Source organism: Paracoccus sp. (in: a-proteobacteria), from assembly GCF_047973135.1.
Classification (GTDB): Bacteria; Pseudomonadota; Alphaproteobacteria; order Rhodobacterales; family Rhodobacteraceae; genus Paracoccus.
On sequence record NZ_JBKEBL010000168.1, the window covers coordinates 1 to 10,019 of the forward strand.

13 protein-coding genes are annotated in these 10,019 nt (G+C 61.7%); 1 reads left to right on the forward strand and 12 read right to left on the reverse strand.

Annotated features, from left to right (window positions below):
• The 8 genes from ACK5L9_RS12845 to ACK5L9_RS12880 form a co-directional block, all read right to left on the reverse strand.
• Positions 1-204 (reverse strand): hypothetical protein (locus ACK5L9_RS12845; protein WP_416911860.1); only part of this gene is annotated, 204 nt, incomplete at its 3' end.
• A gap of 1 nt (position 205) precedes the next feature.
• The gene (locus ACK5L9_RS12850; RefSeq protein ID WP_416911861.1) at positions 206-1,879 is read right to left on the reverse strand and encodes a hypothetical protein; all 1,674 of its coding nucleotides are present in this window, start codon (positions 1,877-1,879) and stop codon (positions 206-208) included.
• Positions 1,876-2,322, reverse strand: coding sequence for a hypothetical protein (locus ACK5L9_RS12855; RefSeq protein ID WP_416911862.1), 447 nt, complete (start codon positions 2,320-2,322; stop codon positions 1,876-1,878). The genes ACK5L9_RS12850 and ACK5L9_RS12855 overlap by 4 nt, the downstream gene beginning before the upstream one ends.
• A gap of 32 nt (positions 2,323-2,354) precedes the next feature.
• On the reverse strand, positions 2,355-2,999 hold the full coding sequence (locus tag ACK5L9_RS12860) for a phage late control D family protein (protein ID WP_416911872.1): 645 nt from the start codon (positions 2,997-2,999) through the stop codon (positions 2,355-2,357).
• Positions 2,926-3,351, reverse strand: coding sequence for a hypothetical protein (locus ACK5L9_RS12865; protein ID WP_416911863.1), 426 nt, complete (start codon positions 3,349-3,351; stop codon positions 2,926-2,928). Before ACK5L9_RS12865 ends, ACK5L9_RS12860 begins: the two co-directional genes overlap by 74 nt.
• Positions 3,352-3,358: 7 nt before the next feature.
• Positions 3,359-3,571, reverse strand: coding sequence for a tail protein X (locus ACK5L9_RS12870; RefSeq protein ID WP_416911864.1), 213 nt, complete (start codon positions 3,569-3,571; stop codon positions 3,359-3,361).
• Positions 3,571-3,993 (reverse strand): phage tail protein, encoded by a 423-nt coding sequence (locus tag ACK5L9_RS12875; RefSeq protein ID WP_416911865.1) that lies wholly within the window; start codon positions 3,991-3,993, stop codon positions 3,571-3,573. Before ACK5L9_RS12875 ends, ACK5L9_RS12870 begins: the two co-directional genes overlap by 1 nt.
• A gap of 9 nt (positions 3,994-4,002) precedes the next feature.
• On the reverse strand, positions 4,003-6,720 hold the full coding sequence (locus ACK5L9_RS12880; RefSeq protein WP_416911866.1) for a phage tail tape measure protein: 2,718 nt from the start codon (positions 6,718-6,720) through the stop codon (positions 4,003-4,005).
• A 66-nt stretch (positions 6,721-6,786) separates the two neighbouring features.
• Between ACK5L9_RS12880 and ACK5L9_RS12885 the strand changes: the two genes are divergently transcribed.
• Entirely contained in the window at positions 6,787-7,002 is a 216-nt protein-coding gene (locus ACK5L9_RS12885; protein ID WP_416911867.1) for a hypothetical protein, read from the forward strand.
• A 203-nt stretch (positions 7,003-7,205) separates the two neighbouring features.
• Here ACK5L9_RS12885 and ACK5L9_RS12890 read toward each other — a convergent pair whose 3' ends face one another.
• From ACK5L9_RS12890 to ACK5L9_RS12905, 4 genes are all read right to left on the reverse strand, one after another.
• The gene (locus ACK5L9_RS12890) at positions 7,206-7,502 is read right to left on the reverse strand and encodes a hypothetical protein (RefSeq protein WP_416911868.1); all 297 of its coding nucleotides are present in this window, start codon (positions 7,500-7,502) and stop codon (positions 7,206-7,208) included.
• Positions 7,503-7,512: 10 nt separating this feature from the next.
• Positions 7,513-8,019 carry a phage major tail tube protein gene (locus ACK5L9_RS12895; protein WP_416911869.1) on the reverse strand — a complete coding sequence of 169 codons (507 nt, stop codon included), beginning with the start codon at positions 8,017-8,019 and terminating at the stop codon, positions 7,513-7,515.
• Positions 8,020-8,095: 76 nt separating this feature from the next.
• Positions 8,096-9,280 carry a phage tail sheath subtilisin-like domain-containing protein gene (locus ACK5L9_RS12900; protein ID WP_416911870.1) on the reverse strand — a complete coding sequence of 395 codons (1,185 nt, stop codon included), beginning with the start codon at positions 9,278-9,280 and terminating at the stop codon, positions 8,096-8,098.
• 64 nt (positions 9,281-9,344) lie between these two features.
• Entirely contained in the window at positions 9,345-9,746 is a 402-nt protein-coding gene (locus tag ACK5L9_RS12905; RefSeq protein WP_416911871.1) for a hypothetical protein, read from the reverse strand.
• Between the last annotated feature and the right edge of the window lie 273 nt (positions 9,747-10,019).

Below are 10,019 nucleotides of genomic sequence, written 5' to 3' on the forward strand. Positions count from 1 at the left end.
CAGCAGGTCCAGCGCATAGCTGCCATCCTGCTGCGCGACAGCGCCCGGCACATTGATCGTAAGGCTGTTCATCCGGCCCGCACGCACCGCCACAGCGTCATGCGCCACGCCCCAACGGTCGATCTTTTGCTGGCTGGACTGGCTATCCTGATCCACGGTCAGGGCGACGGATTTGTTATTCGCGAAATTGAACCCGATTTTCATATCAGATGGCCTCGACACGGAAGTTGAGCAGAGATTTGTCTGTGGTATTGCCGATGCAATACAACCCAGGCTGACCGGTTGGGTGATCGGCGCTGACGATGCTGTGGGTCAGCACGCCATCGACGAACAGGCGTATGTTCTGACCGACAACTTCCAGGGCAATATCCGCCTCGGCCGGAACCGCAGATGTCACATAGGGGGTGTTCGGCACGCTCCCATCGGTCATGGATGCCAGATACCAGCGCGATCCGTTGTAAAGCGCGTAATACCCGCTTTCACGGGTTGCGGTCTGAGTGATCCGCGCGGCGAGGGCCAGCCCAGAGTTGATCCCGAACCCTGTCGGGATATTCTTCATCCGCGCCGTTATCCGGTAATCCGCGCCAATGACGTCTTGCCGGAACATCAGTCGCCCGGCCCCGTAGCCGGTCGATTTCAGTTCGCCATTTTCAATGGTCGCGCCGGACGCAAAGCCGGACCATCCATAACCGCTTTCGCCGACATAGGCGGTCAGTTTCGTGCCATCGGGCGCGCTGAACGTGTCGGCCAGATCGCCCGGCGCGGCGACAGCCAGCAGATTGGAGATTGCCGTCACCGTCCCGCCTGTCTCGCGCCATGTCAGGTTCTGGCCCTGATCGGCGGCGGTGATGACATAGGGCAGCGCGACCGCGCCAAGGCTCGTCTCGCCGCGATACAGCGCCCCGCTGATCACCGGGGCGGGCTGGTCGGCATCAAAGATTGCGAGGCCGGGCAGCATCGTCACCTCGCCGCCTTCGACAGGGATTGTGGCACTGATCACCGGCGCGACCAGCCAGACCGGCCCTGCCGCCAGATCGGCTGCCAATTGCGCTGCGTCCAGACCATATGTCCCCGCATATTCCGCCGGGCTGGCAATGGTGATCGTCACCACGCCGCCGGTTTCCGAGACATGCATGTCAAGGGTCGCGTCGGGCGAAACAGCAAGCAGGCCGGGGGCGGTATCGGAATCGGAGATTGTCGCAGATGCCGCCCGTGCAGGCGCAGCGCCTGCCGCGTTTGCTGCTGTCTCGGACCAGACCAGCGCGCCCTCAGATGTCGAGGTGAAGGTCATGCCGGACATAACCGACGTCACATCCACGCCCCCCTGCGTCAGGCTGCCCGTGATCGTGATCGGCGCGGTCCCGGAATAGATGCCCTCGGTCACTGTAAACACGGTGCCGACCGGACCGCTGGAGGGGCTGATCGATGGTGCGGTGGACATGATCGGTGCAGTTGCCGCCGCCGCGCCGCTGGTTACGGATTTCGCCGCACTTCCCGGACCCGCGCCGATCCCGTTGATCGCCCGCAGCACGATGCTGTAAGCCGCACCCGCCGCCGCCATCGTCAAGGTCCGCGCGCCGGGGCCCGTCCCATCCAGAACAGCCCAGTCCGCACCGCCATCAAGGCTGTATTCCAGTCCGATGATCTGACTGCCGCCGTCATCCGGCAATGCGCTGATCTCGACGATGATCCGGGCGTCTGATGGACCGGTGGATACCGACCAGCCAGACAGTGCGAATTGGCCCGGAACCGTGGGCGTGACCGATTGCACTGCCAGAAGCGAGTTGCGATTGTGATCCAGAATATCGGCGCGGCGCAGATTAGTACCGGCATCGGTCACATAGGCGGCGATGACATGGTCGCTGATATATCGGATCATGCCGTCACCAGATAAACCGAATCCGCCTCCAGATTCACAAGTGCGTCAAATTCTGCCTGTGTCAGCACATGCAGGCTTCTGGGGGCGATGTCCGTGGCGACGGCACTTTCGAAAACGATGGTCTCGATCGTTTTCGGACTGCCGCCATGCATGACGTACAAATCGGGGATGCGAATCGGTTCGCCATCGGAAAACTTGTATTCAACGGAATATCTGCTGGTGCCATTCGCTCCCTGATCATTGGGCCAGACATTGGCGGAAAAGCTGCCGTTTGTCGTGTCAACCGCGGCCTCTATAGCCCCTGAAAGAACCGTTTCACCGTTTTCGTGATCCGTCGAATCAAGAATGAATTTCACCCCAACGAGCCGGGCGGGCTTGCCATCCGGTCGCTTCAGGGATCCCGTTACTCTGGTCTGCGATATAGCCATGGTGTCCCACCTCATTTTAAAAATCCGGCCTCAAGCCGGAACCTGCGCTACTCACCGGCTTTCAGTTTCCCGGTGACGGCGGTTCGCAAACCGCCGGATTTCGTGAAGCTGTGCATCGCCAGATCGACAATGAACGGGCGACCGTCGATCTCGGGATGCACTCCGGTAAAGATCACCGGCTGACCGGCCATCAGGTCCGGTCGCCCGATTATCGAACAGGCAATTTCGGTCAGTCCCCGCGTCATCTGCCGGGCGGCAGCCGTTGCGGCGGCTTCTGCCTCGGCTTTCGAACTATACGGTTCGCGAAGGACATGCTCGCCGCTGGCCTCCGGGTCTGCCGCCACCACAATTTCCTGTCGTTCAGCGCCCGCACGGTCCTGCCAGTACGCCTTGACCGTGGCAAAGCGATCGACATCGGTTTCCGACATCCGGCAGGATCCTTCGATGATCGAGGGTTTCAGGATCGCCGATGGCGGGATGGCGGTGCCGTCCGCCGTCTTGCCGGTGCCGCGATCCAGCCATAGCAGCACGCCATTTTTGATCGTGAACAGCGCCCCGTGGCGCTGCGCCAGCCGTTCCAGAAAGTTCAGATCGGATTCGTCCTGCTGGCCGATCCATTCATAAACGTGCCCCGACACGGAATCGGAAAGTTTGGATTTCAGGCCATGGTCGCGGGCCTTTTCCTCGACGATGCGCCCGACCGATGCGCCGTCCCAATACCGGTTCTTGTTGGTCTTCATCTCGGACCGCAGGTCTGCCGAATGCCCCCCTGACCGAGATGGTGGACGGCAGGCAGGCGATTTCTATCCGGTCGATGACATAGGCCCCGACAAACCCGGTGCCGGTGCCGTTGAGAATGGTCACCGCGACAATCGCCCCGCGCCGGGGCGACCGGACATGTGGCACCGCATCGCTGAAGACCAGATCGAGCGTGTCCGACCGGATGCCCTCGCGATCAGTGACGGTCAGGCTGACCAGCCGGTCGAAGAAGGTGCCGGAGACCGGCACGCCATCGACCGTGACACGGATTTGAGGACGGATCATGGATGCGTCAATCCCATAACCTTGGCCCCTGTCCGGCCCTGTCCCGGACCGGCAGGTCAGGCAGGGCGATTTCAAGGCCCGGCGGCAAACGATGGGCCACGGTCGCGATATGCGGGTTTGCCTCCAGCACATGCTCAACCGCCCCGGCCTGCATCCCGTATTCGCGCAGGCAGATCAGGTCCAGCGCGTCCCCAGCTGCGGTAACGTGGACTCCAGCCATCAGATCCCCCCAAACAACGACAAGAGCGAAAACCCGGCCCCCAGCCGCCTGACCTCGATGCTGAAGGCCGTGCGGCCCGGTGTTCCGTAACGGTCATGAAACGCCCGGTCCTCATCGATTTTCTGAATCGCATGGCTTCCGAAAATTCGTCCGCCAAGCGAGACAAGCATCAGCGGTACCCCGGATTTTGCAGCCAGCCTGACGGCATCCAGCGTGGCGTCCCCTCCGAATTCGCGCGGAAACAAGACCCCCTCAATAGTCACCGTCTCGGTACGTGGTCCGATCCATTGCAGGGCGTTCAGACGCCCCGCCGTCTCGATCTCGGCCCAGGTGGTATCCAGCTTGCGCCCGACCCCGGAATAACCGAAGCCATGCGCACGAAACATGAATGGCCCGAGGGCCATGGTCACAGGTCCAGCCATCTGGCCCCCTCAGTCGGAAAAACCGGCCGATATCACGGCCTCGACACGTTGCCCGATCCTCTCGGACACGAGATTGGCAATAGCCTCCGGATCGGATACGCCCGATGGGACCTGAACGGTGAAATTCTCGATCTGCACCGTCACCGCACCCGCCCTTGCTGTTTGCGCCGCAGCCGGAGCCGCAAGCGCGGAACCGGTCAGCACGGCAAGGCCCGCCGCCCGCAGGCCCTGCGCCCCCCGGTTCAGCCGGGCCATCTCGGGATTGCGAAGCGCCGGACGCGAGGCCGATCCGGACAGGTATGACCGAAAAACCGACTGCGCCTGCGAGACATTCAGGATGCCACCCGATCCTGACGGAACAAACCATTCGGAACGCGGCGTTGTTTCGTTGACAAGATAGGGATGGCCCGCCCGGACAGGGCCACCTGCCGCGCGCGCCTGGATGGGCGGTGGAACGATCACATCTGCCGCAGCCGCAGCCGGGGTCATCGTCCAGCCTGCATGCGGGCTATCATTGCGCGGGGGAGCTGCCTGCGACCGGAACCACGAAATCTTGTCAGACAGGTTTAGCTCCGGAATAAAGTCCCAGGACCAGACCGGCAGCAGATCGCCCCACTCAAAGGAAAACCAGCGCCCCCAGTCGATATCCGGTATCCAGTCCGACCATGGCAATTTGCTCAGCCCCAGATACTTCCAGGCGAAAAGACCGATCTCGGCTGCCATGACGGCCCATCCGATGGCGGGAATCAGACGCAGCGACCCGCGCGCAAACCACTTGAGCGACGTGATCAGACGGCCCCAACCCGCAGCGTTCATTCCAAACTTACCGGACCGCGCGATCAGCCCTGACCAGGAAATGGCGGGAAGCAGCTGCGCCGTCCACCGCACTGCGGTGATCAGGCTGGACAGGGCAAAGCGCGGCAGGCGCGGCAGGCCACGGTACGCGGTGCCGACACCGATCAGATCACCGGCAGCGAAGGCCGCGCGCGCGCCAACCCCCACCAGCCCGAAACGCAGGACCGCCATGGTGCCGATCAGGCCTGCGGCAGCGGTCAGCAGCGCCCCGCCAGCCACCGCCAGACCACCGACAGCCGCTGCGCCGATGACCAACCCCTTGGTCAGTTTCGGATGCTCTTTTGCCCATGTTGTCATCTTGTCGATGACGCCTTGTGACACCTCGAGCAGGTCGTTCAGAGGCGGCAACACCACCTCCCCGATGCTGACGCCAAGACGGGCCATCTGATTGCGCAACAATTGCAGATTGTTCGCAGTGGTTTCGGCGCGGGCCGCGTATTCCGCCTCGGCACTGCCCATATATTCGCGCTCGCTGGCGACCATCGACAGGAGTTTTGGCAAAAGTCCTGCATTATTGATCAGCTTGGTCAGTTCCCGTGCTTCGTCGCCGAACAGGTCTGACATGACCGATGCCTGCATGTGATCGGGCAGATCGCGCAGCCGTGACAGGACTTCGGCGGTTGTGCCGACAGCATCGTGCTGCATGTCACGGGCGATCTGGGCGGATTTCAGACCCAGCTTTTGCATGGCTGCGGCCTGCCGGTCGGTGGCGCTTTCGCCGCGCGTCAGCGCCCGGCCCATATTCCTGAACGAGGTGGCGGCGGTGTCGGCCTGCCCCCCCGCCGCGATCATCGCGGCCCCGAAAGCCAGCGTTTCAGTTTGGTCAAAGCCGAAAGTGGCACCATCCGCGCCAGCTCTGTTCAGGAAATCCAGCGTCTGATCGGCCTTCGCCGCAGAATTGTTCGACAGGTGGTTCATGGCGTCAAACAATGCGCCGGTCTGATCCAGCGTCAGCCCCATCGCGGTCTGGATACTGGCCATAGATGTGCCCGCATGGTCCGCCGAAATATCAAAGGCGACACCGATCTTTGCGGCCATTTCGGCAAATCGGGTCAGATCCTCGCGCGCGATCCCCGATTGCCCGCCCGCCGCGACGATCTGCGCCAGCCCATCCGCCGCCATCGGGATGCGGGTGGACAGGTCCAGAATATCGTCTGACATCCGCCGAAAGGCATCGGGCGTGTCGAAATCCACGACCTTTCGGACATCCGACATGGCTGTCTCGAAATCGATGGCCTGCCGGACCGGACCTAACAGACCCGTCAGGATGCGTCGCCCGGTCTGCATCGAGGCATCGCCGACAAATGACAAATTTGCCGCCGTCGACAGCGACCGGTCCATACGCTCCCGCGCTTCGCCGATGCGGGTCTGCATGGTTTCCAGACGCTTCATGCGATCCATCTGCCGACCGAAGGCAGAGGTTGCGACATCCAGCGCGTCGGCCAGCCGCCTTTGCGCGCCGCCAAGATCGGCCGTGTCGATCCCGGCCTCGCGCAGTCGGCCACCCATGTCGCGCAACCCGGCCAGATGGCGCTGATGCGCGCTGCGAAGCCGCTCGGCCTTGCCCCGAGCCTGTTCGAAAGCGCGCGACATGGCCAGCGTCGGGCGTTCTGTCCTGCCGATTTCCTCGCGCAGACGCCGGACCTCGGCTTTCTGGCGCTCGAACGCCATGCGCGCCTGATCGGTCTTGGCTTGCGCGGTTCTGAAATCCTCGATCAGGCTCAGCGGTCCGCGCATCTTCTGGAGATTGCCCAGTTCCGTGCGCACGCCATCCGCGAAGCGGCCCGTGACCGTCCGCATGCTTTTCAGCGCGTCGGAATACTGGTCAACCGCCTTGATGGTCAGTTGCGTTTCGATGCGTCTGGTTGTCATGGGGGCGGACACCAACGTTGAATTTCAGGGGAAAATGCCTATTCTGAAGGCATGGAAGTCTTTGCGATGATCTTTGCCATCTTCATGATTGCCGCCGCCGTCGCGGCGACAATCCTTGTCGGGATGTTCGCAGGCAGCCTTTGGGGTGCACTGGCCTTCGCATTGCTGCTGGTCGTGACATATCGCGTCATGACGCATCAAGGCGGACCAACCCGCCCGATGCAACGCGATCAGCTGAACGCCTTCCAGCGCCCGCTCGCGGCAAAAAGAACGCGGGACTGAACCGGCTCGGGTCAGGCATTCGCAAAGGCGCATGGGCAGGGCGGGAGGCAACCGTCATCCGAATTTCGGCCGGGTCGCCTCCCACAGGTCGCGGGCCGTGTCCTTCCAGCGGATGAAGTCGCCGACCCTCATCGTCAGCACCTGCTGCAGCGGGGTCGAAAACACCATCGCCACGAATCCAGCGGCGAAGCGCAGGTCTTTTGCTACCTCGCCGACGGCTCGTTTCCCGCGTCATGCTGCTGTCCGGTGACATGCGCCTGATAGGGCTCCAGCACGCACCTTGAGATATCCCGAAAGTCGCTTTCCTTGACCCCAAGAATCACCTTCCGGTCCACATCTGCCATACCGGCCAGCAGGATGACGGTCTGTTCTGCGTGCGATTTTGCCTCCTCTACCGCGATACTGGTCCCGAGGTCAGGCTCATCGAAGACCAGCCTGTCAAAGGTCCGGCCATCGATGGTCACGGGGCGGCGGAGGATCACCTCTATGGGATAGTCCATGGTGCCCCCCTTACAGCATCAAAGCAGAGCGGATGCCGCCGGTCTGGCTGACGCCACCGATGCTGACATCGAAATCATCGGCCTCGATCACCACAGACCCGCCAATCTCAAGTTTGAGGTATTCCCATGCAAAAACATAATCTGCTTCCGCCTTGTCGCCCGGTTTCCAACTGCCGAAATCTGCCTCTTTCAGAAAGCCGCGCAGGTAGCAGGTGACATTATTGATGGTGCCGTCCTCATCCGCCAGGCTGCCAGTGATCATCAGCGTGTCCGTGCTGCCCGGCATGCCATTGATCGATGCGATGGTCGCAGGATCAAGAGCCGTCATTTTGAATTTCGCGTTCTCCCGTTCGTACCCCATGGGCACCTCGCGCTCCATGGCCATTCCGGCATTGCGGAATTTTTCGGCTTTGACCTTAAACGGCGGGACGGTCATCTCTGACACCTGACCGGCCTTCTGATCCTCCTTGAGCCACATCGTGGCGTTCCGCAGAATATATGCGGGTGTGGATTTCATGATTTTCGTTCCTTTTTAGCGCATTGTTGTTGCGGGCCGATCACCGGACGCGGGCATCCACTTCCGGAAATCCTGTTCAGGCCGCTGCCCTCAGTGCCTCTCTGGTCAGATCGAGATAGTACTGGATGTTGCGATGCGCGACGAAGCGGATGTCTTCCATCGGGGCGGGCGGCTCGAATTCCAGGGACAGGGTGATCTTGCCCGCCGCCATGTCGGTCGGCAGATTCTTGTCCTGGTCGATCCACAGCCTGCCGCCCAGAATGGCCCCCAGCCCCTTTGGCCCAAAGGACCGCATCGCCGCATTCCCGCTTTCCACCATGAATTTCAGGTTTGCCGCCGAAAACGGCTTGTCCACGAATTCCAGATAGGCTTTTTCGATGGCCTCATTGATAAAATCAGCCGTCCGCCGTACCGACAAGAACATCCACAGGTCGTCGGTGGTGGCAGCCCGGTTGCCCCAGGTGATGAACCCGGATCCCATATTCAGGACGGTGCCCACGTGATTTTCATTAAGATAATCGGACTGCAACCCATAGGTCACGGTGCGCGATGCACCCCCGATCCCGTTGATGGTTTTGTTCGACAGCGAATGCCAAAAGCCACGCTCGGTATCGACACGGGCCTGCACACCGGCAAATCGGGCAGAGGCCGGACGGGGCACATAGACACTGGCCACCGTATCCCAGACCAACACCTTCGGATCGACCACATAGACGCGCTGCGATCCGATCATCTCGCGATATGCGATGGCGGCGGCGTCGGTCGTGTCGGGACCATCGACAAAAGCCACGGCCTTCAGTTGGTCCAGTACGCCGACCAGCTCGGCCACGACCGGGTTCGCGGTCACGCCGTCGCTGCTGGTAAAACCGGGAATGGCGATCAGGCGCGGCTTGATCCCCAATTGCGCCTCGGCTTTTTTCAGCGCATGCACGCCGGTCAGTTGCGTGGCATCGCCGACCAGATTTGACATGGTGGCGGCGGTATCTGCACCCTCCTCCACACGGATAACGATGGTGTACGCCCCGATCTGGTCGAACACGTCATCGACCGCATCCTTCAGCGTTCCCGTCGCGCCAAGGTCAGCGGCATCAGACGGGCTGCCCTTCAACAAAACGGGGGTGTTGATCGGAAACCTGTCCGCATCCGCATCCGGCGCGGTGCCCAGCAGGCCCACCACGGCGGTCTGCGCCACCTGCACCAGAACAGGCGTTTCACTGGATTCCGCCAGTCGGGTTCCATGGTGAAAACTTGCAAAGCTCATTGCTTCATCCTTTTCCTGAAAGAAACCCCGGCACATCTGCCGGGGCCGGATCATGGGCTTTCGCCTAGAAATTCGCGTCGATCATTGCCACCGCGTCGGGCGGCACATCCGGCCAGACAGCGCTGGCCGTGAAATCGGCATTGGCATCTTCGGCCAGTGTGACGATTGCGGCACGCATCGCCGCAACCCAACCGATCGCGGATTCGGCAGCCGCCATGGTGGCGGTTTCCTCGGCGGTTCGTTCGGCAGCGGATTTGCCCGCGATGACCCCGACAGCCGCAGCCATGTTCATTTGCGATTCGGCAGAAGCCACGGCATAAATGCGGCGACGGCATTCGGCTTTAATGGCTTCCATGCGGGCATCCGCCCCGGCCGCGTCAACGGCCGGATCAGGAACGCCCATCTGACGCAGGGCAGCGGACGTTTCGGCCACGTACAGGCGACCGTTATGCATGACCTCCAGCATAGGGAGACCTCCTTAAATCCAGCTAACCGCAATAATTCATGAAGCTGCGGTATCGCACCGTGTAGGCATGGCATCGCCCATTCCGGTTTGACCCACACAATGGACTTCGGCGGCCGTTTTTTTCGGGCCGCTGACGTCATGTGAGGTTGTGCAGGTTGATGTTTCTGGATGAGCGGGGCGTTTCGCTTCAGGCCGGAGGCGGTGGCTCGAGGGCGCGGAACAGCAAGGTGAGAAGTTTCCTGCGCGGGCAGCAGGCCGGAAGGGTGATGATGA

Coding starts and splice junctions, on each gene's coding strand:
- ACK5L9_RS12880 (WP_416911866.1), bottom strand. CDS start 6,720: ATGACAACCAGACGCATCGAAACGCAACTGACCATCAAGGCGGTTGAC.
- ACK5L9_RS12890 (WP_416911868.1), bottom strand. CDS start 7,502: ATGGACTATCCCATAGAGGTGATCCTCCGCCGCCCCGTGACCATCGAT.
- ACK5L9_RS12885 (WP_416911867.1), top strand. CDS start 6,787: ATGATCTTTGCCATCTTCATGATTGCCGCCGCCGTCGCGGCGACAATC.
- ACK5L9_RS12865 (WP_416911863.1), bottom strand. CDS start 3,351: ATGATCCGTCCTCAAATCCGTGTCACGGTCGATGGCGTGCCGGTCTCC.
- ACK5L9_RS12855 (WP_416911862.1), bottom strand. CDS start 2,322: ATGAGGTGGGACACCATGGCTATATCGCAGACCAGAGTAACGGGATCC.
- ACK5L9_RS12895 (WP_416911869.1), bottom strand. CDS start 8,019: ATGAAATCCACACCCGCATATATTCTGCGGAACGCCACGATGTGGCTC.
- ACK5L9_RS12905 (WP_416911871.1), bottom strand. CDS start 9,746: ATGCTGGAGGTCATGCATAACGGTCGCCTGTACGTGGCCGAAACGTCC.
- ACK5L9_RS12850 (WP_416911861.1), bottom strand. CDS start 1,879: ATGATCCGATATATCAGCGACCATGTCATCGCCGCCTATGTGACCGAT.
- ACK5L9_RS12875 (WP_416911865.1), bottom strand. CDS start 3,993: ATGGCTGGACCTGTGACCATGGCCCTCGGGCCATTCATGTTTCGTGCG.
- ACK5L9_RS12900 (WP_416911870.1), bottom strand. CDS start 9,280: ATGAGCTTTGCAAGTTTTCACCATGGAACCCGACTGGCGGAATCCAGT.
- ACK5L9_RS12870 (WP_416911864.1), bottom strand. CDS start 3,571: ATGGCTGGAGTCCACGTTACCGCAGCTGGGGACGCGCTGGACCTGATC.